The organism is Pseudomonas sp. RIT-PI-AD, from assembly GCF_025642785.1.
In the GTDB taxonomy this organism is placed as follows: Bacteria; Pseudomonadota; Gammaproteobacteria; order Pseudomonadales; family Pseudomonadaceae; genus Pseudomonas_T.
Genome location: NZ_JANZKU010000007.1, coordinates 67,707 through 87,849 on the forward strand (window position 1 = coordinate 67,707; position 20,143 = coordinate 87,849).

Below are 20,143 nucleotides of genomic sequence, written 5' to 3' on the forward strand. Positions count from 1 at the left end.
CTGCTTAACATCAATCCAACGAATGTTTCTTATGCAAAGCATCTTGAGGATTGATGTTTGGACTTTCCCAGTATCGATAGCGAACTGCTGCGCACCTTCGTCGCCATCGCCGACCAGGGCGGTTTCACCCGCGCCGCCGAGAAGGTGAACCGGACCCAGTCCGCGGTGAGCATGCAGATGAAGCGCCTGGAGGAAGAAGTGTTGTGCTGCTCGCTCTTCCAACGGGACGGACGCCAGGTGCGCCTGACCCCCGAAGGCCAGGTGCTGCTGGGCTACGCGCGGCGAATCCTCAAGCTGCATGGCGAGGTGTTCAACACACTGCGCCAGCCGCACATGGTCGGCGCGGTGAGCATCGGCACCCCGGACGATTATGTGATGCGCTTCTTGCCGGGCATCCTCTCGGGGTTCGCCGAGGCCTACCCGCTGGTGCAGGTGGAAGTGCATTGCGACTCGTCCTCGCAGCTGCTGCAACGCCAGGACCTCGACCTGACGATCGTCACCCGCGAGCCGGGTAAGGAGATCGGCCAGCTACTGCGCCAGGAACGCTTCGTCTGGGCCGAAGCCCAGAGCTTCAGCCCCCATGAGCAAACGCCGATTCCCCTGGCGATGTTCAATACCGATTGCTTCTGTCGAGCCTGGGCCTGCAACGCCCTGGACAGCGCCGAACGGCAATACCGGATCGCCTACAGCAGCCCCAGCCTGTCCGCGTTGATGGCGGTGGTCGGCACCGGGCTGGCGGTCACCGCCCAGTTGCGCAGCCTGATCCCCTCAGACATGCGCATCCTCGGCACCGCCGAGGGCATGCCGGAACTGCCGCTCAGCAGCATCGTGTTGATCCGCAACCCGCGATCGCAATCGCCGGTGATCGAAACCCTGGCGGATCACATCGCCGAGGGCTTCCGCCTATAGCGAGGCGGACGCCGCGCCGGGCTCAATGCCCGACGAGCATCTCCACCGCCTGATCGAACAACGCCAGCGGATCGGCGACCTTGTGCACGTCCACCGAGAGCAACTGGCGGAACCGTCGCGCGCCCTTGAAGCCCTGGCCGAGCCCCAGCACGTGCCGGGTGACGTGATGCAGGGCGCCCCCCTCGGCGAGGTGCCGCTCGATGTAGGGGCGCATGGCCGCCAACGCTTCCGCGCGGCTGGGGATCGGCGTCGCCGCACCGAACAGGGTGCTGTCCACGGCCGCCAGCAGGTAGGGGTTGTGATAGGCCTCGCGGCCGAGCATCACGCCATCGAAGGTGAGCAGGTGTTCCTGGCAGGCTTCCAGGGTCTTGATCCCGCCGTTGAGGATGATCTCAAGGTCGGGGAAGTCGCGCTTCAACTGCGCGGCGACCTCATAGCGAAGCGGCGGGACCTCTCGGTTCTCCTTGGGCGAGAGGCCTTCGAGGATGGCGATGCGCGCGTGGACGGTAAAGCTGCGGCACCCCGCGTCGCGGACCTGGCCGACGAAATCGCAGAGTTCGGCATAGCTGTCGCGGCCGTTGATCCCGATCCGATGCTTGACCGTCACCGGAACGGCGGTCGCCTCGCGCATCGCCGCCACGCACTCCGCGACCAACGCGGGATGGGCCATCAGGCAGGCGCCGATCATGTTGTTCTGTACCCGATCGCTGGGGCAGCCGACGTTCAGGTTGACCTCGTCATAGCCCGCTTCCCCGGCCATTCGCGCGCAGGCCGCCAGTTCGCTCGGCACGCTACCGCCAAGCTGCAAGGCCAGCGGATGCTCGTCCTCGGCATGGCGCAGAAAACGCGCGTGGTCGCCTTTCAACAGGGCGCCCGTGGTGACCATCTCGGTGTAGAGCAAGGCCTGCTTCGACAATTGGCGGAGAAAGAACCGACAATGCCGGTCGGTCCAGTCCATCATCGGCGCCACGGAAAAGCGGCGCGACGGCGCGGGAGGCGAGATGGTAGTCGAGGTGGTGTTGTCTGGGGTCATTTGGACGGTCTGGTGGCCCTTCGTTTAATCTGACGCGCCGCGTTTTCATTGCGCTGCGCGACGTGATCGCCGAGTGCACGGCAAAGATAAAGATGATGTCGGTTATCCGGCGCCGACTGTGCGGCGGCGCGGCAGTTTACCAAGAAAGCCCGGCCTTGCCCGAGGAGCGCCGCAAGCGAGGCGAGTGGCCCGCCCGGGCGGCGGGCCGAGGCACGAGCGTGACGAGCAGGCCGTGGGCTGCCGGCTTTGATCCGCAGGCATCCGTTGCGACGAGAAGCGACGGACGAATCGATACGAAATAGGATGAAGGCATGAGGGTGTTTCTGCGAAACCTGGCGAAAGATCCCCGGCATCTCGACGCATTTTTCCGCTTCATGCGTTATGCCCTGTATATCGGCCAGGCCTCGATGATTGCCTATATCGGCTTCAAGTATCACGTGGTGGAAGACTGGATCGGCGACAACCCGGAATTGGATTTCTACGCCGCCAAGATACACAGCTACCTGCAATTCGTTTTTCCCCGCGACCGCTTCCGACCGGCTCACTATACGCTCCTGAGTACAGCCCTGGCCTGGGTGACCCGCGACGCCTTCCTGGCGGGCAAAATCGTTTCGATGATCAGTGGCGTGGCCTTCTATGTGCTGGTGGGCCGGATCGCCCGGGCCGTGTTCAACCGCACCACGGAAGTGGCCGTGCTGTTTTTCCTGCTCGGCAGCCTGCCGCTGCTGATGGCCAGCGTCCGGGTGGCCTCGGACATGCTCTTCTGGGCATTGCTGGCGGGTGCGACGGTGCTGGCACTGGGCATATTCGATCGCCCGGCGAAGCGCGAGCATGCGCTGGTCTGCCTGGGGTTGCTGCTGGGAGCCGCCGCCGGCGTCCGCTATACGGCATCGTTCCTGTTCATCCCGCTCGGGATCGTCCTGTGGATAGGCGTGCGCGAGGATTTCTCGCCCAGGCGCACCAGCGGCTTGTGCGGCCTGGTCCTTCTGGGCTTTTTCGTGGGCTACCTGCCGGCCGCGCTCATGAACATCTGGATATTCGGCGAGCCCTTCTATTCGGAAAATTGGCGCAACACCCTGTTCTCGTACTTCGAATACCGTAGCTACTTGGGCGTGCCGGCGCCGGCCGGCTTCGATACCTACGCGCTGGTGCGGGCGGAGAAATCCGTCTACCTCGCGGAAGCGCTCGCCCACCCCGATCTATTCGTCGGGAAAACGGTCTGGGCGTTGGTCGGTTATTTTCGCAACGGGCTCGCCCGGGATCTTCTCCAACTCGGCACCGAATGGACCACGCTGGTCTGGGCGGGTGGCTGCTGCGGCCTGGGCGGTTTCGCGCTTCTCGCCCGCGGCACGCCCGCTGGACGGCGCTATGGGCATGTCTACCTGCTGGTGCTGGTCCTGGTGTTTTTCATCCTGACCGCCTTTGCCTTCCTGCTCGCCAATCGATTGGTGCTGCTTCCCGGCCTCATCGTACTGATCTATTTCTGGGGAAGCCTCTCGCGGCTGTCGCCCCCGCTGGTCGTGGCGCTGCTGATAGGCGTATCCATCGATCAGCTACCGGCCAAACTCGCGGCGCTCGAGCAATACGCCGGCAAGCATCCGCTTTCCGATATCGCCGCTCTGAAACGAATAGAAGCATTGTCCGCCGGGGATCGCGGCAAGGTCGTCGTGGTCGGGACCAATATCTTTCTCAGGCCCCGCACGGAACTGAACTACAAGCGCTTCGTTCCGCCGCTGCGATTGCTCCAGGACGATCAGGCGAAGGCGGAGTACTGCGAGTTGTTTTCCAGCAAGATCGCCGCCAGGCATCCCGATTTCGTCCTGGTCGGCTCGGTCTCGTCCTACGGCTACGCCACGCCGCAATGCCCGGAGGTTTTCCCATCGAGCCAGTGGAACCATGAAGACATCGAGGCGGCCGGTGCAACCACACGCCTGTACATCAAAGGGCGCGCCGTGGACCGGTGAAGGAACACCGCCCGGGAAATCCGCTCCAAGTCCTGCCGCTCGAGCCGCCAACGCTTTCGCATTGAGCCATGCCACGCGCTCGGGTAAGGTCGCTCAATCGCACAGGACAGAGCACGCCATGACTTCCAAGCTGGAACAACTCAAGCAATTCACCACCGTGGTGGCCGACACCGGCGACCTCGATGCCATCACCGAACTGAAACCGGTGGACGCCACCACCAACCCTTCCCTGTTGCTCAAGGCCGCCGCCCTGCCCCGCTATTCGGCGCTGCTGGACAGTGCCATGGAAGGCTGCAAGGACGACCTCGGCATGGCCTGCGACCGTTTCGCCGTGGCGGTGGGCCAGGAGATTCTCAAGGTGATTCCCGGCCGCATCTCGACCGAGGTGGATGCGCGTCTTTCGTTCGATACGGAAGCCACGCTGAAGCGCGCCGAGCGCCTGATCGACCTCTATCAACGCGCCGGGATCGACAAGCAACGGGTCCTGATCAAGATCGCCGCAACCTGGGAGGGCATCCGCGCCGCGGAGCGTCTGGAACGCGCCGGTATCCAGACCAACCTGACCCTGTTGTTCACCTTTGCCCAGGCGGCCGCCTGCGCCGACGCCGGCATCTTCCTCATCTCGCCCTTCGTCGGTCGGATCTACGACTGGTACAAGAAGGCCGAAGGCAGGGACTACCAGGGCGCCGAAGACCCCGGCGTGCAGTCGGTGACGCGTATCTACCGCTACTACAAGGCCAACGACTACAACACCGTGGTGATGGGCGCGAGCTTCCGCAACCTCGGCCAAATCGAGCAACTGGCCGGCTGCGACCGCCTGACCATCAGCCCCGACCTGCTGCAACGCCTCGCCCAGGACAAGGGCGCCCTGCCGCGCGTGCTCAACGCGGGCGGCGAGCCGGAACCCCGGCAGAGCCTGGACGAAGCGGCATTCCGTTGGGCCTGCAACGAAGACGCCATGGCCACGGAAAAACTGGCGGAAGGCATTCGCCAATTCGCCCGGGATCAGGAAAAGCTCGAAGCGCTACTGGCAGCGAAACGCTGACCACGAAACGGCCGGCGAACGCAGTCGCCGGCCGCCTGGCGGATTCCGCCACCCAAGGATGGGAGCAATACGAGGGTTCAGTGGCGCTCGAGGGCGCTCACCAGGTCGTGGAAGGCTTCGCGATTGGATTCGTTGAGCCCCATCAGGATGCGATGGGCCTCCAACACCTTGTTGCGCACCACGTCTTCGGACTGATCCTGGGGCGGCAAGTCTTCCAAACAATCGGTGCACGGCAGCGGCTGGCCGACGATGTTGAAGACCTGGTCGAAGCCCATGGACTGCAACAGGCGGGTGATGTCGGGGTGGGTGGTGACCACCGTGGGCAGCAAGCCCACTTTCTGCCGCGACAGGATGGACAACTTGGCCAACAGGCCGAGCGTGGTGCTATCGATACTGCGGGTTTCGGTCAAATCGATGACGATCGCCGAGAAATTGAGCGCAGTGAAGATTTTCTCGATTGTCGAGTCCAGGGCCGAACACAAGGTCAGACGTATTTCACCGACAAACTTGAGAACGAAGGTGCCGTCCTGTTCAGCGAACTGGATTTTCCCAGTACTCATGCAAGGTTCCTGCTTAAAACCAGCAAGGCAATATCATCCGGCATCTCACCCAGCTTGGCCAATCCAAAGACCTGACGCAGCCCGTCCAGGCTACCTTCCGCCGAGCTGACCAGTTTCGGCAGCAAGGCTTCTTTCTCTTTGAGGGTGTCGCCCGGCAAAAGGTCCAAAATGCCATCGGACAATAGCGTCAGGCTGAAAGCCGTCGGCATGTCCAGCACATGGTCGTCGTAGCTCGCCTCATTGAACAGGCCAACCGGCAGGCCGCGCCCTTCGAGATAACGGGCCTCGCCCTCGGCGAACAGGATCGGCAACGGCAGGTGGCCGCCGATGCTGTAGGTGAGCGTATTGGCGCTCTCGTCGATCACCCCGCCGAGCATGGTGACGTGCTTTCCCAGCTTGCAATTGATCAGGCCGCGGTTGATGTGGCCGAGCACTTCCGAGGGCTTGAATTCCGGCAACGTCCCGTTGCGGCGCGACTCGTAGAGCAACCGCGTGGTCATGAACTTGAGCAGTACGGTGACGAATGCCGAGGATGCGCCGTGGCCGGAAACGTCGGCCAGGTAAAAGGCGACGCGACGTTCGTCGACACGGAAGTAATCGACGAAGTCGCCGGACAGATACAAGGAGGGAATGATCTGGTGGGCGAACTTCAACCCATCGACCTTCCAGGGCGTCACCGGCAGCATGTTCATCTGCACCTGGCGCCCGGCGTTCTGGTCCTCCTGCAACAGATGCAGGCTGGCCTGTAACTCGCGGTTGGCGGTTTCCAGCTTTTCCCGGTAACGACGGTTTTCCGTGCGCAGGTTGGAACGATCCAGGGCGCGGCGCACCGAGTGCTCGAGCACCACCAGGTCTTCCAGAGGCTTGATCAGGTAGTCGGCCGCGCCCAGGCGTAGGGCCTCGACCGCGTCGCTCATCACCCCGGCACCGGAGACCACGATGACCGGCGTTTCGGACTCCATCTCGCCGATCCGGCGGATCAGTTCGAGTCCGTCGACCTGCGGCATGCGCAGGTCGCACACCACCAGGTCCGGATGTTCACGCTCGAATACTTGCAGGCCTTGCAGGCCGTTACTGGCTTGCAGGACATGAAAACCACTGTCTTCCAGGTAGGCCGCGAGACTCGCGCGCACCACCTCGTCGTCATCGATAATCAGCAGCGTGGCACTGGGACTGTGCATGGGGTATCCAGGAACGACGCCGGGTGACTGGTTGACGTAAGCGTCGGCCCAAGACCGGAGCGTGTATACGGGGTTCGCTTCACGGCGCAGACGGTACTCCCATCCGCCAGGCGATTCAAGCATGCGCCGATCGTCGTAGCGCGCCTTTACACCTGAAATCGGCGGGGGTTATAAGAACGCATTGGAGTGCCACCAAAATAAAGAGGACAGCGTCGCCATGAGCCAGAATGATCGATCTTACAGCGAAAAGCGGGATTTCATTCGCATGCAAGTCGAAGCAGCCGTGACTCTTTTCCATGCCGGACAGGAGACGCCCGCGAAGAGCCTCAACCTGTCCAGTACCGGCATGCAACTGGAGGTCGAAGCGGTCCTCGCCGTGGGTGAGAAGGTGCGCGTGCACATCCCGTCGGAGCACAGCGAACTGCAAGGCCTGGACGCCGATGCGGAGGTGGTCCGGGTGAGCGACCTGGGAGACGGACGCTATTCGGTGGGACTCGCCTTCGTGACCGTGAGCTGATCACGCCGGCAGAAAATAGAAAGGCGGCCCCGAGGCCGCCTTTTTCATAGCCCTTCGGCTCAGAAATCGTCTTCCACCTGGCCATCCTTGACCCGGTACTCGCGGTTCTGCAGATAAGCGTTGCGCAGGAAGACGTACTTGTCGCCGGTGATCATCTTCTCCGCGGACAGCAGGCTCGCACGGGTATCGACGGCCTCGACGCCGCGGGTCAGGTTGCGCGTCGGGACATGGTCCATATAGGGGTAAGGCCCGAAGAAGCTTTCCGGGATCAGCCCACCGGCGTCCCGCACGGTGCTGGGCCCAAGCAGCGGCAACACCAGGTAGGGTCCGCTGCCCAGCCCCCAGTAGCCCAGGGTCTGGCCGAAGTCTTCGTCGCTCTTGCGCAGGCCCATGTGGGTCGCCACGTCGAAGAAGCCCAGCAACCCGAAGGTGCTGTTGAAGATCAGGCGGCTGCTGTCCACGCCCGCGTCATGGAACTTGGCCTGTAGCAGGTTGTTGGCGAGGTTGCCGACGTCGCCAACGTTGCCGAACACATTGTGGATGCCGTCTTCGAGGAATTGCGGGGTGATCGCCTGGTAGCCCTTGGCGACCGGCTTCAGCGCGTAGGTGTCCAGGGTGTCGTTGAAGCGGAAGATCGCGCGGTTGACACCTTCCCACGGATCCTCGTCGGCGGCCTGGGCCAGCGCCGGCAGGCTGCTCAGGCAGGCATACAACGCCAATCGGCCGACCCGGCCGCTCCAGTGGGCGATCCTCTTACGCATTGCGACTCTCCTCGGAAATGTCCCCGGGCGCGTCTGATCACCCGAAAAGCGCACAGTATAAAGCGCGCGGCGGCACTTTGTTCAGCGACGCGGAAAGTCGAGCGCGCGCCATGAATCCTTAATCCAAACGTCACGCAGCGAGGCTAGCCTGGCAGCAACCGCTCGGATGACGCCCCATGCCCCACGCCTGCTCCGCTCCACCCTTTCGCGCCGTACTTTTCGGCCTCTCCGGCTGCCTGGTGGATTTCGGCGCGCGCATGCTGCCGCGAGCCCTGCTGGAATGCACCGGTAAGGCACCCTCCTCGGCCGCCCCGCCTGCGGAGGCCTTGCACCAGTGCCTGGGCCGCAACGCGGCCGACGAGGAACGCCAGGCCTTCGAACGCACCCTCACGGAATTGGCGGCGCGCTACGGCGACCCGACACCCGGCGCGCTCGACGCCCTTGCGCAGCTGCAGCGCTCGCGCACGCCCTGGACGTGGCTGGACGAGTTGCCCGAGCCGGCGAGCGCCGCGCTGTCGAGCCGTCTGCCGGACACGGTGCGCTGCGAGCGGCCGGCGCTGCGCCCCTGGCCGACGCCGGACGCCTGCCTGCATGCGCTGATCGGGCTGGGCGTCGACAGCCTGGAGGGCTGTCTGCTGGTGAGTGGCGACCCCCGGCTGCTGCGCTCCGGCCTGAACGCGGGCCTATGGACCGTGGGCCTGGCCGCCAGCGGGCCCTTGTGCGGCCTGTCGCCGGTCGCCTGGCACGCCATGGACACCCCGGAGCGGGACCGGGTGCGCGCCCAGGCGACCCTGGCGCTCTACCGCTGTGGCGCCCACTCGGTCATCGACCACCTGGCCGAGCTGGGCCCCTGCCTGACCGACCTCGCCAACCGCCGCGCCCGCGGCGAAAAGCCCTGAGCCGGACCCGGCGGAGACAGCCCATCGTTCATGCAGTACCCTCGCGAGGGGACCTTTTGCCAAGGGCGGGCGGTCCACTGCTGAGCCAATCACACGAGGGAATCGCCATGCCAGCGCGCCAACTACAGGAACAACTGCTCCAACTGCGTGAACAATTGCAGCAGGGTTCGACCATGAGCCCCGAAGACCGCAGCCACCTCGAAGAGCTGGCCCAACGGATCGAACTGCAACTGCAGAACGAAGCGGCCAGCCCGGATAACAATGTGGTGGATGGCGTGAACCTCGCCGTCGAACGCTTCGAAGTGGAGCACCCCACCCTGGCCGTCACCCTGCGCAACATCATGCAAAGCCTGGTGAGCATGGGCGTCTAGGCCGCACGTCGGCGACTTCGCGGCGCCCGCCAGGCAGGTCGCGCCGGCATCCGCTGCGAAGCGCTCTCCGCGCCCTCATCGGCGAAAGGCTCCGCTCCCTCAGCACCGGGTATCATCCCTGGCGCTCCGGCGGGACGCGGGCCGGCAGCCAGACCTCCACCCGCAAGCCGCCCAACGGGCTGTCGAGCAGGCGCAAGCGACCCTGCCAGGCGTCGAGGATATCCCGCACGATGCCCAGCCCCAGGCCATGCCCGCTGACCTGTTCGTCGAGCCGCGCCCCGCGATCGAGCACCTCGTCGCGCCGAGCCGCCTCCACGCCCGGACCATCGTCGTCGACCCATAGCCGATAGCCCTCGGGGCCCTCCTCCAGGCCCAGGCGAACCTGGGATTTCGCCCATTTGCAGGCGTTGTCCAGCAGGTTACCGAGCAGCTCGAGCAAGTCTTCCCGATCCCAAGGCAGGCGCAAGCCGCCGGGCGCCTGCCACTCCAGACGCAGCCCGCGGTCGTGGATCATCGCCAGGGTGGCGAACAGCGGGGGCAGTTCTTCGTCGCAGACGAAGTGAGCCCCCGGCAAGGCTTCCCCGGCGAGGCGTGCGCGGCCCAGCTCGCGGCCGAGCCGTTGTTCTATCTGGCGCACATGCTCCAGCAGGGTATCGCGCAGGTGCGGGTGGGCCCGCAACTCGTCGCGACCGGCTAGGCTGAGCAGCACCGCCAGCGGGGTCTTGAGGGCGTGGCCGAGGTTGCCCAGGGCGTGCCGTGAGCGCCGCAGGCTGTCCTCGGTGTGCCCGAGCAGGTGGTTGATCTGCGCGACCAGGGGTTCCAGCTCGATCGGCACCTCCGTATCCAGTTGCGAACGCCGGCCCTCCTGCAATTGGGCGATCTGTCGCCGGGCCCGCTCCAGGGGCTTCAGCGCGCGATGCACGGTATAGCGCTGGGCCACCAGCAGCACCAGCAGGGCCAGTGCGCCGAGGCCCAGGCCCAGCCACTGGACATGGCGGAAACGCTGCAGCACCGGGGTGTAGTCCTGGGCGACGTTGATGCTCAGGTCCTGGCCGAAGCGCCGGTAGTCGGCGCGGTATACCAGGAGCCGTTGGCCGTGGGGCCCGGGACTCAGCGCCTCCTGCAAGCCCACCGCCTCCGGAGGGTGCAGGTCCAGATCCCAGAGGGAACGGGAACGCCAGCGCTCGCCGGCGAAGTCGATTTGAAAATAACGCCCGGAAAACGGTCGGCGGTAGGCAGGATCGAGGCGCGCCTCGTCGAGCTGGAATCCTTGCGGCCCTTTCACCAGGGCGATCAACAGACCCTGGCTGCGGTCCCGCAAGTCGTTTTGCAGATAGCTGCGCAAGGCGCTGTCGAGCAACCACAGGCTTCCCTGGGCGAGCGCCAGCCCGACCGCCATCAGGACGCCGATCAGCCCCAGGCTGAGCCGACGCTGGATCGACCTCAAGCGGGCACGCCGGAAAGGCGATAGCCCTGGCCGCGGCGGGTCTCGATCACTTCGCGTCCCAGCTTGCCGCGCAAGCGGTTGACGTGGACCTCCAGCACGTTCGAGTCGCGCTCGGTCTCACCGTCGTACAGATGCTCCGCCAGGCGGGTCTTGGAGAGAATCTGGCCCGGATGCAGCATGAAATAGCGCAGCAGGGCGAATTCCGCCGCGGTCAGCTCGATGTCCTCACCCGCGAGCCGCACGCATTGGCGGGTCTCGTCCAGGCGCAGCCCGGCGGCCTCCAGCTGGCTACGGTTGGCCAGGCCATGGGCACGACGCAGCAGCGCTTGAATCCGCAGGGCCAGTTCCTCGGGGTGGAAGGGTTTGGTCAGGTAATCGTCCGCACCCGCCTTGAGCCCTTCGATGCGTTCCGCCCAGGCGTCGCGCGCAGTCAGCACCAGCACCGGCGTGGCCAGGCCGGCCGCGCGCCATTCACGCAGCACATCCAACCCCGGGCGGCCTGGCAACCCCAGGTCGAGCACGATCAGATCGTAGGGCTCGTGGAGGCCCTGGTGAGCGGCATCGCGTCCGTCCGCCAACCAGTCGACCGCGTACCCCTGGCGGCCCAGGCCGGCGAGCAACTCGTCGGCCAGCGGCACGTGATCCTCCACCAGCAACAACCGCATCAGTCTTCCTCGTCCTTCAGGATCCGCCCGTCGTGGGCGTCCAGTTCCAATTCGCGCACCACCCCCGTGGGGGTGAGCAATTCCACTTCATACACATAGACCTCGTCCTCCTCCTCCAACTCCGCTTCCAACAGGATGGCGCCCGGGTAACGGGCCAGGGCCAGTTGCAGGATGCGGTCGAGGGGGACGATCACCCCGGACTCGCGCAGCTTCAGGGCGTCATCCTGGTTCAGGTCGCGGGCGCCGGCCTGGCAGACGCAGGCGCCGACGAGCAACGCGGCCAGGGCGCGACGACGGCCGCGGCTAGGCATCAGTCATCCTGGTGGTCCTTGAGGATCTGCCCGCTGGCGGCATCCAGCTCCAGGTCCCATTGCAGGTTCTGCGGGTCGCGCAGTTCCACCTGGTAGATGTAGCGGCCATATTCCTCCTCCAGTTCGGTTTCGTTCACGCTGGCGCCCGGATGCTTGGCGATGGCCAGGGCGTTGAGTTTCTCGAAGGATTGGATGGTACCCGCGTCGCGCAGTTTCAGGGCTTCGTCCGGACCGAGGTCACGGGCCTGGGCCAGGCCGGCGACGCTGACAAGGGCTGCGAGGGTAAGGGATGCGCTGAGTTTTTTCATGCTTATCTCCTGGAAAGGTCTGTTCGCCAGGTCCGAATACACGGGGTTCGGGACCGATGCGGTGTCGCGCATCGTCTCGTCCGTCACGTCCGTTGCGGGACCCAGGGTTGCCACGATAACCAGCCCGACTTAACTCAACCTGAATGCCCCATGCCAGCGGTTCGGCGGGCCGATACCCCGTCATTCAGCGGCTGAAGCGGGCATCATCGGCCCGCCAGGCGCTTATAATCGCGGCCCCGCTCGAAGGAGGCCGCGCATGAGCGCCATCCACACCGCCTTTCCCGCCCTCACCCTGCGCGCCGGCCGGCGCGCCTTGCAGCGCATCCGCGAGCACGGCCTGCAACCCGCGGACGTGGGCATCCTGCCCGGCGCTGCCGGCGGCCCCAAGGGGCTGGGCATCCAGGGCCTGGACCTGGCGCTGTTCGCCGACTGGCTGCCACGCGCGCCCCGCGAGCGCACACTGATCGGCGCCTCGATCGGCTCCTGGCGGTTCGCCGCCGCCTGCCTGCCCGACCCCGCCGCGGGCATTCGCCGGCTCGGCGAGCTGTACACCGGGCAACGCTTCCGCAAGGGCGTGAGCATGGCCGAGGTGTCGCGCAGTTGCGTGCGCCTGCTGGACGACCTGCTCGAAGGCCAGGATGCCGCCTTGCTGGCCAATCCCCACTACCGCCTGAACGTCATGGTGGTCAGGAGCGGCGGCCTGCTCGCCGGCGATCATCGCGGCGCGCTCGGCCTGGGGCTGTCCTCGGTGATCGGCAACAACCTGCTGGGCCGCGACCGGCTCGGCCGGCATTTCGAGCGGATCATCCTCCACGACACGCGCCTGCCGCCGCCGCTCGCCGCCCTGGAGGACTTCCGCTCGCACTTCCATGCGCTGGACACCGGCAACCTGCGCCAGGCCCTGCTGGCCTCGGGCTCGATCCCGATGATCATGGAGGCCATCCGCGACATTCCGGGCGTCGGCCCCGGCACTTACCGCGACGGCGGCCTGCTGGACTATCACCTCGACCTGCCCTACCAGGGCGACGGCGTGGTGCTCTACCCGCACTTCACCGACAAGGTGATCCCCGGCTGGTTCGACAAGGGCCTGCCCTGGCGCCGCGGCGATGCCGACAGGCTGCAGGACGTGCTGCTCCTGGCGCCGTCGCGGGAATACCTGGCGCGCCTACCCCACGGCAAGCTGCCCGATCGCAAGGATTTCAAGCGCTACCTGGGCGACGACCAGGGTCGCGAGGCCTATTGGCGCCAGGCCATGGCCGAGAGCCAGCGGCTGGGCGACGCCTTCCTCGAACTGGCCGAGCGCGGCCGGCTCGGCGAACGCCTGCTGCCGCTCTGATCCGCCGGGCGCTCAGCCTGGCTGGCCATCCGCCCTCGGCGTACACAACAAGCGCCCGTAATGCCGCACGAACAAGGCGAAGCCCAGCATCCACAGGGTACCCGCCAGCCACAAGGCCGGTTGCGGCCAGAACGGCAACAGGAACACCCGCGCCAACGCGGCGAGGTTCAGCGCGGCGAACGCCCAGGCCATCGCCGGATGGGGTCGCAGCGGCCGGCCGGTGTGGCCGAGGCTGACCCGCGCCAGCATCGCCAGGATCAGCCCGCCCATGCCGCCGACGCTCAGCGCGTGCAGCGGCAGGCTGCCGTCGACGATCAGGCCGGCATGCCACAGCGCCGCGCCGAACGCCGCCAGCACCAGCCAGAAGAACGCCAGGTGCAGCGACCACAACAGCGGCACGCGCCAGATGCCCGGCCGGTACCAACGCAGCAGGCGTAGCGCTTGCGCCACGCCGAGGGCGCCATAGAGCAGCGCCAGGCCGGCCTGGGGACGCAGGCCGAAGGCGAAGACCTGGGTCAGCGCGGCGCCCAGGGACAGTGCCAGTATCGACCGCTCCAGCCAGGGCCAGGAAGGGCTCGGTGCCTGTTCCCCCAGGCCGCGCTGGGTGAAGAACGGCACCACCCGACCGCCGATCAGGCTCATCAATGCCGCCACCAGCCAGAGCGCGGCGAAGGCGGACCGCCGCTGCCAGCCCGGGTCCTCGCATACCAGGCCGGCGAGGAACAACCCGTCGCAGGCGGCCAGGAGCATGACCAGGGCCAGCACCGGATAATTGTTGCGCTGCCGCGCCTTCCACAGGCTGCGTCCCAGTGCCCAGGCCAGCGCCGGCAAGAAGGCGCACTCCAGGGGCAGCACCAGCGCCAATGGCGCGCCCAGCGCCCAGGCCAGGCGCGCCGCCAGCCAGAGCGCGGCGAGCGCCATCAGCGGCCTCCCGCGCAAACCGGGCTGGCCGGTCCAGTTCTGTACCGCGGTAAGCAGGAAGCCGGCGATGATCGCCATGCCGAAGCCGAACGGCATTTCATGGCGATGCCAGGTCAGCCAACCGCCCACCGGCTGCCAGTCGCCGAGCCAGCCGCGCAAGGCCAGCAGCCAGCCGAGTACCGCCAACGCGGCGAACGCCGCCCCGGCGAGAAAGAACGGCCGGAAGCCCAGGCGCCAGAGCGGTGCGGGCTGCAGCGCCCGTCCAGCGTCAGGCGACCACACAGCACACCTCCCCTTCGAAGCCTTGCAGGCGACCCTGGGCCAGCAGGCGCATGACATAGCCGATCTTCAGCAGACCCGGTCCGATGACGGTGAGGGCGTGGGCCGCCACCAGGATCGGCAGGGCAAGGATGGAATCCAGCCCGTAGGCCAGCGTCAGCCCGGCGAGGGTCAGTGCGCAACCGGTCAGGAGCAGCCGATTGGCGACATGCAGGGCATGACGCGGGCATTGCAGGCGTTCGACGAGGGTCATTCGCTTCACTCCAGGGCGGTGGCGGGCCCGAAAAATTCGTAGTGGCAGCGGTCGTCCGCCACCCCCAGGTCACGCAAGTGGCGTTTGACCTGGGCCATGAACGGACGTGGCCCGAGGAAATACGCCTCCACTCGCCGCAGGTCCGGGAGCCAGGCGGCGAGGCGTTCGCGGGTCAGCAGGCCCTGCGCATCGGCCTGGTCGCCGTCCCGCGGCTCGCTGTAGCAGTAGAAGCGGCGCAGTTGCGGGTGGGCCGCGGCCACCCCATCCAGCCAGCCGCGGAACGCGTGCACGCCGCCATGCCGGGCACAGTGGATGAAATGCACCGCGCGCCCGCTGGGCAGGGCGGCTTCTAACATGGCCAGCGCCGGAGTGATGCCGACGCCGGCGCTGATCAGGGCCAAAGGATGGCTGCCGGGGCGCAGCACGAACTCGCCCGCGGGCGGGAACAGATCGATGCCATCGCCCTCGACGAAGCGCTCGTGGAGGGCGTTCGAGACCTTGCCGCCGGGCTCGCGCTTGACGCTGATGCGGTAGGTGGTGCCGTCGCCGAGCGCCGACAAGGAGTAGGTTCGGCGCATTTCCTCACCCTCTACCTGCAGCCGCAAGCCGACGTACTGGCCGGGGATGAACGCGGCGACCGGTCCGCCATCCTCGGGACGCCAATAGAACGAAGTGATTTCCTCGCTTTCGACGACCTTGCGCGCCAGCAGGAATCGCCGGGCACCTCGCCAGCCGCCGAGCGCCGCCGCGCTGGCGGCATAGAGTTCGTCTTCGCTGGCGATCAGCAGGTCGGCCAATTGCCGGTAGGCGACGGCCCAGGCGTCGATCACCGCATCGGTGGTGACATCGGCTCCCAACACCTCGCGAATCGCCTGCAACAGGCAGGTGCCGACGATGGGGTAGTGCGCGGGTTGGATCTGCAAGGCCACATGCTTGTTGACGATGCGCGCCACCAACGGGCCCAGGGCATCCAGGCGGTCGATGTGCCGCGCATAGGCCAGCACTCCTTCGGCGAGGGCGCGGGGCTGCTCGCCGCTGGCCTGATGGGCCTGGTTGAACAGCGGGCGCACCTGCGGGTACTCGGCGAACATGATGCGATAAAAGTGGGTGGTCAGGGCTTCACCGGCGCTTTCGAGCAGCGGCACCGTGGCTTTTATCAACGCGCGTTGCGAGGGATCGAGCATGCAAGGTCTCCGGGCAATGTCTTGTGATAGGGTTTGCCTCATCATTCGGAGTCCAGTTTTCGTGCCATCTATTTATTCTTTTATTTTCAATAACTTATGTTTAATAGTGTTTTTATGACTACTTTTCTTAAAAGTCATATCGACAACATTGAGTCAAAATGACCACGAATCCCCTGCTTCAAGCGCTGCTGCCACTTGTGGACGATCTGGCCCGGGATCTCTCCGAACCCGAGCGTCACCGACGTCTGTTGCTGGCGTTGCGCGAGCTGATGCCCTGCGACGCGGTGGCTCTGTTGAAGCTCGAGGGGCAGCACCTGACGCCGCTGGCGGTGGATGGCCTGAGTGCCGACACCCTCGGCCGGCGCTTCCGGGTGGACGAACACCCGCGCCTCGCCGCGCTGCTGGAACGGCCCGGCGCCACCCGCTTCGCCGCCGACTGCCCGTTGCCCGACCCCTACGACGGGCTGGTCGAGGGCCATGGCGGCCATCTGGAAGTGCACGACTGCCTGGGTTGCCCGCTGTACCTCGACGAACGCCCCTGGGGCCTGCTGACACTGGATGCCCTGGAGCCCTCGCGCTTCGGCCAGGTGGACCTGGATAACCTGGAAACCTTCGCCAGCCTGGCCGCGGCCACGGTCAAGGCCGGCGAACGCTTCAACGGGCTGGCGCGGCGGATCGAGGATGAGCGGCAGCGTGCGGAGACCTATCGCCAGGCGGCGGCCGGCCAGCGCGAACGGGAAATGATCGGCCAGAGCGCGGCGCACAGGCGCCTGCTGGAGGAAGTCGCGCTGGTGGGCGCGAGCGAGCTGGGCGTGCTGATCCAGGGCGAGACCGGGGTCGGCAAGGAATTGGTGGCCCAGGCCCTGCACGCCGCGTCATCGCGAGCCTCGGCAGCGCTGATCAGCCTCAACTGCGCGGCGCTGCCGGATACCCTGGTGGAAAGCGAACTGTTCGGCCATGTGCGCGGCGCCTTCTCCGGCGCCCACGCCGAGCGCCGGGGCAAGTTCGAGCTGGCCGACGGCGGCACGCTGTTCCTAGACGAAGTCGGCGAGCTGCCGCTGGCGGCCCAGGCCAAGCTGCTGCGGGTCCTGCAAAGCGGCCAGTTGCAGCGGGTCGGTGCGGACCGCGAACACCACGTCGATGTCCGCGTACTGGCCGCGACCAACCGCGACCTGGCGGAAGAAGTGCGCCAGGGGCGTTTTCGCGCCGACCTCTACCACCGCCTCAGCGTCTACCCGTTGCGCGTGCCGCCGTTGCGCGAACGCGGTCGCGACGTGCTCCTGCTGGCCGGCTACTTCCTCGAAGAGAACCGGCACCGTCTGGGCCTGCGCAGCCTGCGCCTGGGCCCGGAGGCACAGGCCGCGCTGCTGGCTTACGGCTGGCCGGGCAACGTGCGGGAGCTGGAGCACCTGATCGGCCGCGCCGCGCTCAAGGCCCTGGCAAGCAGCCGGGAGCGCCCGCGCATCCTCAGCCTGCAACCGGAGCACCTGGACCTGCCCCTGGCCAGCCCGGTCCGCGAGCCGGTCGCCTCGCCCTCCGCGCCAGTCCCGCGGGGCGATCTGAAAAGCGCGGTGGATGCCTACCAGCGCCAATTGATCGAAGCCTGCCTGCAACGCCATGCCGGCAACGGCGCCGCCGCCGCCCGCGAACTCGGCCTGGACCGCGCCAACCTGCACCGGCTGGCGCGGCGCCTGGGCCTCAGGTAGCCGCGCCGTCGAACGTCGGGCGGGAGCTGGTACACTGCGCGCCTGCACCCTGGCCGCCACAAATGGTCGCCACCCCGCCCCGCCGGGCCTCATCTGACGAGCATCGCTGCCGTGGAACTGTTCAAAGAATTCATTTTCGAGGCCGCCCACCGGCTTCCCCATGTTCCCGCCGGACACAAGTGCGGGCGCCTGCACGGGCATTCGTTCCGGGTCGGCCTGCACATCGAAGGACCGGTCGACGCCCATACCGGCTGGGTACGCGACTTTTCCGAGATCAAGGCGATCTTCAAGCCGCTCTACGAACGGCTCGACCACAACTACCTCAACGAGATTCCCGGCCTGGAGAACCCCACCAGCGAGGTGCTGGCCCAGTGGATCTGGCGCGAGCTCAAGCCCCTCCTGCCGGAACTGTGCAAGGTGCGGATCCACGAGACCTGCACCAGCGGCTGCGAATACCGCGGCGACTGAGCGTCGCCGGAACGTGAAAAGGCCACCCGAAGGTGGCCTTTTTCATGGCGTCGACTGCAAGTCCGCCGTTCAGTAGTAGGCGTTTTCCTTGTTGGTGTGATCGGTGACGTCACGCACCCCCTTCAATTGCGGGATGCGCTCCAGCAAGGTGCGCTCGATGCCTTCCTTGAGGGTCACGTCGGCCTGGCCGCAGCCCTGGCAACCGCCGCCGAAGCGCAGGATCGCCACGTCCTCGTCGATGTCCACCAGGCTCACCTGGCCGCCGTGGCTGGCCAGGCCGGGATTGATTTCGGTCTGCAGGTAGTAGTTGATGCGCTCGCTAATCGGGCTGTCTTCGTTGACCATCGGCACCTTGGCGTTCGGCGCCTTGATGGTCAGTTGGCCGCCCATGCGATCGGTGGCGTAGTCGACCACCGCGTCTTCCAGGAAAGGCTCGCTGAGCCCATCGATCCAGGCGGTGAACTGGGCCAGCGCCAGGGGCGTGTCCTCGGGTTTTTCCTCGCCCGGCTTGCAGTAGGCGATGCAGGTTTCGGCGTACTGGGTGCCCGGCTGGGTGATGAACACGCGGATGCCGATGCCGGAGGTGTTCTGCTTGGCCAGCAGGTCGGCCAGATAGCTCTGGGCGGCGTCGGTGATAGTGATGGCACTCATGGCAAACTCCTCGCAACAGGCTCGCAAACTGGCGGACAGTCTACGTCAATCGCCCTATATCGACAAAGTCCCAGTCTTTTACTCAGGAAAGCTGGGGGCGCGGTACGCCGCGCGGCTCGGCGGCCAGCCAGCGTTTCGCGTAGCGGAACGTGCGCTTCTCGATCACTTCGTAGCTCGCCCAGGACGCCAGCAGAATCACCGGCATGCAGCCGACGATGACCCACTCCGCGGAGAGGGAGAAGCGCTGCTGCAGGTACCAACCAACGGACAGTACGATCACGTGCACCAGGTAAACCGAATAGGAGCAATCGCCGAGCATTTTCAGCGGGCGAACGCTGCGGAACCAGGGCTCCAGGGCGATGCAGGCAATCACCACGAGGGCGCTGGGTACGCCCCAGTTGAGCAGGCGCATCGAACTGTCGAGCTGGTAGATCGCCATCAACGCGACCAGCAGCAGGACGACCGGCGCCCAGCCCCCCTGCCCGATCCAGCCCCTGCGGTAGCACACGCCGATGCACACGCCGAAGAGGAATTCATAGACGATGCTGTTGCGATAGAAATCGCTCAGCCAGGGCTGGCTCGCCAGCACCGTGCTCACCAACGCCAGGGCGCCGGCGATGGCCAGTGGCCGATAGCGCTGCGGCGCCACCAGGGAGAGGGCGAACAGCAGGTAGAAGAACATTTCGTAGTTCAGCGTCCAGCCCACGCTCAGGGTCGGATACAGGCCGAAACCGCCCGGGTTTTCCGCCGGTACGAAGACCAGCGAAAGAAGGAAATGGTGCAGGTCGAAGCGCTGCGAGGGCATGACCGGATGGGCGTAGAGGATGATCAATGCCACCAGCACGCTGTACAGCCAATAGGCGGGGACGATGCGCATGAAGCGGTTCAGCATGAAGCGCCCGGCCTGGATGTCCTTGCCCTGGGTGGAGAGGTAGATGACGAAACCGCTGATGATGAAGAAGATATCGACGCCGATGGCGCCCTTCTCGATGAAGAAACGCCCGAGGGCGCTTTCCGCCTTGAAGTCGAAGAAAATCTGCATGACATGGTGACAAACCACGAGCCAGGCGGCCAAGGCCCTGAGCGCCTGTAACGAAATCAACATACTGCGAAGTCCTCTCGCAGGGCACCTTGGCGGCACCCGATTGACCGGGTATGACCGGCGTAGCGCGACGAACCGCGACTCCGTCCGATCACCGTAAAGAAACTGTCGTCTCAGTGTCCGACCGCGGGAATACCCGAAAGGTCGCGTGAAAGGCGCATGGGCCGGGCGAGGGTCTGTCCGGCACATCCCGACGAAGGCCCGCATCGACGCTGGAAACCGGCGTGCCCGGCGCCTATCGACGCCGTTCCCGACTGGACATCCGCCCAACC

22 protein-coding genes are annotated in these 20,143 nt (G+C 66.0%); 9 read left to right on the forward strand and 13 right to left on the reverse strand.

Annotated features, from left to right (window positions below; all coding sequences use genetic code 11):
* Window positions 1-57: 57 nt before the first annotated feature.
* On the forward strand, window positions 58-909 hold the full coding sequence (locus OGL92_RS08485; RefSeq protein ID WP_263142713.1) for a LysR family transcriptional regulator: 852 nt from the start codon (window positions 58-60) through the stop codon (window positions 907-909).
* A gap of 22 nt (window positions 910-931) precedes the next feature.
* Here OGL92_RS08485 and dusA read toward each other — a convergent pair whose 3' ends face one another.
* A complete protein-coding gene (gene dusA, locus OGL92_RS08490) occupies window positions 932-1,942 on the reverse strand; it encodes a tRNA dihydrouridine(20/20a) synthase DusA (protein ID WP_263142714.1) in 1,011 nt (336 codons plus the stop codon).
* A gap of 311 nt (window positions 1,943-2,253) precedes the next feature.
* Here dusA and OGL92_RS08495 point away from each other — a divergent pair, with 311 nt between their 5' ends.
* Together OGL92_RS08495 and tal are read left to right on the forward strand one after the other, a co-directional pair.
* Window positions 2,254-3,906 carry a hypothetical protein gene (locus OGL92_RS08495; protein WP_263142715.1) on the forward strand — a complete coding sequence of 551 codons (1,653 nt, stop codon included), beginning with the start codon at window positions 2,254-2,256 and terminating at the stop codon, window positions 3,904-3,906.
* Window positions 3,907-4,024: 118 nt separating this feature from the next.
* Entirely contained in the window at window positions 4,025-4,951 is a 927-nt protein-coding gene (tal, locus tag OGL92_RS08500; protein ID WP_263142719.1) for a transaldolase, read from the forward strand.
* Between the two features lie 77 nt (window positions 4,952-5,028).
* On the opposite strand, the gene rssC is transcribed toward tal, so the two are convergent.
* Window positions 5,029-5,511 (reverse strand): anti-sigma factor antagonist RssC, encoded by a 483-nt coding sequence (rssC, locus tag OGL92_RS08505; RefSeq protein ID WP_263142720.1) that lies wholly within the window; start codon window positions 5,509-5,511, stop codon window positions 5,029-5,031.
* Entirely contained in the window at window positions 5,508-6,692 is a 1,185-nt protein-coding gene (gene rssB / locus OGL92_RS08510; RefSeq protein WP_263142721.1) for a two-component system response regulator RssB, read from the reverse strand. The genes rssC and rssB overlap by 4 nt, the downstream gene beginning before the upstream one ends.
* Window positions 6,693-6,909: 217 nt before the next feature.
* Here rssB and OGL92_RS08515 point away from each other — a divergent pair, with 217 nt between their 5' ends.
* The gene (locus OGL92_RS08515; RefSeq protein WP_263142722.1) at window positions 6,910-7,209 is read left to right on the forward strand and encodes a PilZ domain-containing protein; all 300 of its coding nucleotides are present in this window, start codon (window positions 6,910-6,912) and stop codon (window positions 7,207-7,209) included.
* A gap of 59 nt (window positions 7,210-7,268) precedes the next feature.
* Here OGL92_RS08515 and OGL92_RS08520 read toward each other — a convergent pair whose 3' ends face one another.
* The gene (locus OGL92_RS08520; RefSeq protein WP_263142723.1) at window positions 7,269-7,970 is read right to left on the reverse strand and encodes a VacJ family lipoprotein; all 702 of its coding nucleotides are present in this window, start codon (window positions 7,968-7,970) and stop codon (window positions 7,269-7,271) included.
* 176 nt (window positions 7,971-8,146) lie between these two features.
* Here OGL92_RS08520 and OGL92_RS08525 point away from each other — a divergent pair, with 176 nt between their 5' ends.
* Both OGL92_RS08525 and OGL92_RS08530 read left to right on the forward strand, forming a co-directional pair.
* Window positions 8,147-8,869 (forward strand): HAD family phosphatase, encoded by a 723-nt coding sequence (locus tag OGL92_RS08525; protein WP_263142725.1) that lies wholly within the window; start codon window positions 8,147-8,149, stop codon window positions 8,867-8,869.
* 107 nt (window positions 8,870-8,976) lie between these two features.
* The gene (locus OGL92_RS08530) at window positions 8,977-9,240 is read left to right on the forward strand and encodes a DUF4404 family protein (RefSeq protein WP_263142727.1); all 264 of its coding nucleotides are present in this window, start codon (window positions 8,977-8,979) and stop codon (window positions 9,238-9,240) included.
* A 112-nt stretch (window positions 9,241-9,352) separates the two neighbouring features.
* Here OGL92_RS08530 and OGL92_RS08535 read toward each other — a convergent pair whose 3' ends face one another.
* The 4 genes from OGL92_RS08535 to OGL92_RS08550 are packed head-to-tail and all read right to left on the reverse strand — an operon-like array spanning window position 9,353 to window position 11,971.
* Window positions 9,353-10,687, reverse strand: a complete 1,335-nt coding sequence (locus OGL92_RS08535; RefSeq protein WP_263142728.1) for a sensor histidine kinase — start codon at window positions 10,685-10,687, stop codon at window positions 9,353-9,355.
* A complete protein-coding gene (locus OGL92_RS08540; protein ID WP_263142729.1) occupies window positions 10,684-11,352 on the reverse strand; it encodes a response regulator transcription factor in 669 nt (222 codons plus the stop codon). The genes OGL92_RS08535 and OGL92_RS08540 overlap by 4 nt, the downstream gene beginning before the upstream one ends.
* On the reverse strand, window positions 11,352-11,663 hold the full coding sequence (locus OGL92_RS08545; RefSeq protein ID WP_263142730.1) for a PepSY domain-containing protein: 312 nt from the start codon (window positions 11,661-11,663) through the stop codon (window positions 11,352-11,354). Before OGL92_RS08545 ends, OGL92_RS08540 begins: the two co-directional genes overlap by 1 nt.
* A complete protein-coding gene (locus OGL92_RS08550; RefSeq protein ID WP_263142731.1) occupies window positions 11,663-11,971 on the reverse strand; it encodes a PepSY domain-containing protein in 309 nt (102 codons plus the stop codon). The genes OGL92_RS08545 and OGL92_RS08550 overlap by 1 nt, the downstream gene beginning before the upstream one ends.
* Before the next feature lie 256 nt (window positions 11,972-12,227).
* Here OGL92_RS08550 and OGL92_RS08555 point away from each other — a divergent pair, with 256 nt between their 5' ends.
* Complete coding sequence (locus OGL92_RS08555; protein WP_263142734.1) at window positions 12,228-13,307, forward strand: patatin-like phospholipase family protein; 1,080 nt, start codon at window positions 12,228-12,230, stop codon at window positions 13,305-13,307.
* Window positions 13,308-13,319: 12 nt separating this feature from the next.
* Here the strand turns inward: OGL92_RS08555 and OGL92_RS08560 are convergent, their stop codons facing one another.
* The 3 genes from OGL92_RS08560 to hmpA are packed head-to-tail and all read right to left on the reverse strand — an operon-like array spanning window position 13,320 to window position 15,944.
* A complete protein-coding gene (locus OGL92_RS08560) occupies window positions 13,320-14,483 on the reverse strand; it encodes an NnrS family protein (RefSeq protein WP_263142985.1) in 1,164 nt (387 codons plus the stop codon).
* A gap of 13 nt (window positions 14,484-14,496) precedes the next feature.
* Window positions 14,497-14,760: a transmembrane sensor/regulator PpyR gene (locus OGL92_RS08565; RefSeq protein ID WP_263142739.1), complete on the reverse strand. Its 264-nt coding sequence runs from the start codon at window positions 14,758-14,760 to the stop codon at window positions 14,497-14,499.
* A 5-nt stretch (window positions 14,761-14,765) separates the two neighbouring features.
* The gene (hmpA, locus tag OGL92_RS08570) at window positions 14,766-15,944 is read right to left on the reverse strand and encodes an NO-inducible flavohemoprotein (protein ID WP_263142741.1); all 1,179 of its coding nucleotides are present in this window, start codon (window positions 15,942-15,944) and stop codon (window positions 14,766-14,768) included.
* Window positions 15,945-16,102: 158 nt separating this feature from the next.
* Here hmpA and norR point away from each other — a divergent pair, with 158 nt between their 5' ends.
* Together norR and queD are read left to right on the forward strand one after the other, a co-directional pair.
* Window positions 16,103-17,650: a nitric oxide reductase transcriptional regulator NorR gene (gene norR, locus OGL92_RS08575; protein WP_263142743.1), complete on the forward strand. Its 1,548-nt coding sequence runs from the start codon at window positions 16,103-16,105 to the stop codon at window positions 17,648-17,650.
* A gap of 111 nt (window positions 17,651-17,761) precedes the next feature.
* Window positions 17,762-18,118 carry a 6-carboxytetrahydropterin synthase QueD gene (gene queD, locus OGL92_RS08580; protein ID WP_263142745.1) on the forward strand — a complete coding sequence of 119 codons (357 nt, stop codon included), beginning with the start codon at window positions 17,762-17,764 and terminating at the stop codon, window positions 18,116-18,118.
* A 69-nt stretch (window positions 18,119-18,187) separates the two neighbouring features.
* Here the strand turns inward: queD and nfuA are convergent, their stop codons facing one another.
* Complete coding sequence (gene nfuA, locus OGL92_RS08585) at window positions 18,188-18,769, reverse strand: Fe-S biogenesis protein NfuA (RefSeq protein ID WP_263142746.1); 582 nt, start codon at window positions 18,767-18,769, stop codon at window positions 18,188-18,190.
* 82 nt (window positions 18,770-18,851) lie between these two features.
* Window positions 18,852-19,874, reverse strand: a complete 1,023-nt coding sequence (locus tag OGL92_RS08590; RefSeq protein ID WP_263142747.1) for an acyltransferase — start codon at window positions 19,872-19,874, stop codon at window positions 18,852-18,854.
* Window positions 19,875-20,143: the final 269 nt, after the last annotated feature.

Coding starts and splice junctions, on each gene's coding strand:
- dusA (WP_263142714.1), bottom strand. CDS start 1,942: ATGACCCCAGACAACACCACCTCGACTACCATCTCGCCTCCCGCGCCG.
- OGL92_RS08495 (WP_263142715.1), top strand. CDS start 2,254: ATGAGGGTGTTTCTGCGAAACCTGGCGAAAGATCCCCGGCATCTCGAC.
- tal (WP_263142719.1), top strand. CDS start 4,025: ATGACTTCCAAGCTGGAACAACTCAAGCAATTCACCACCGTGGTGGCC.
- rssC (WP_263142720.1), bottom strand. CDS start 5,511: ATGAGTACTGGGAAAATCCAGTTCGCTGAACAGGACGGCACCTTCGTT.
- rssB (WP_263142721.1), bottom strand. CDS start 6,692: ATGCACAGTCCCAGTGCCACGCTGCTGATTATCGATGACGACGAGGTG.
- OGL92_RS08515 (WP_263142722.1), top strand. CDS start 6,910: ATGAGCCAGAATGATCGATCTTACAGCGAAAAGCGGGATTTCATTCGC.
- OGL92_RS08520 (WP_263142723.1), bottom strand. CDS start 7,970: ATGCGTAAGAGGATCGCCCACTGGAGCGGCCGGGTCGGCCGATTGGCG.
- OGL92_RS08525 (WP_263142725.1), top strand. CDS start 8,147: ATGCCCCACGCCTGCTCCGCTCCACCCTTTCGCGCCGTACTTTTCGGC.
- OGL92_RS08530 (WP_263142727.1), top strand. CDS start 8,977: ATGCCAGCGCGCCAACTACAGGAACAACTGCTCCAACTGCGTGAACAA.
- OGL92_RS08540 (WP_263142729.1), bottom strand. CDS start 11,352: ATGCGGTTGTTGCTGGTGGAGGATCACGTGCCGCTGGCCGACGAGTTG.
- OGL92_RS08545 (WP_263142730.1), bottom strand. CDS start 11,663: ATGCCTAGCCGCGGCCGTCGTCGCGCCCTGGCCGCGTTGCTCGTCGGC.
- OGL92_RS08550 (WP_263142731.1), bottom strand. CDS start 11,971: ATGAAAAAACTCAGCGCATCCCTTACCCTCGCAGCCCTTGTCAGCGTC.
- OGL92_RS08555 (WP_263142734.1), top strand. CDS start 12,228: ATGAGCGCCATCCACACCGCCTTTCCCGCCCTCACCCTGCGCGCCGGC.
- OGL92_RS08565 (WP_263142739.1), bottom strand. CDS start 14,760: ATGACCCTCGTCGAACGCCTGCAATGCCCGCGTCATGCCCTGCATGTC.
- hmpA (WP_263142741.1), bottom strand. CDS start 15,944: ATGCTCGATCCCTCGCAACGCGCGTTGATAAAAGCCACGGTGCCGCTG.
- norR (WP_263142743.1), top strand. CDS start 16,103: ATGACCACGAATCCCCTGCTTCAAGCGCTGCTGCCACTTGTGGACGAT.
- nfuA (WP_263142746.1), bottom strand. CDS start 18,769: ATGAGTGCCATCACTATCACCGACGCCGCCCAGAGCTATCTGGCCGAC.
- OGL92_RS08590 (WP_263142747.1), bottom strand. CDS start 19,874: ATGTTGATTTCGTTACAGGCGCTCAGGGCCTTGGCCGCCTGGCTCGTG.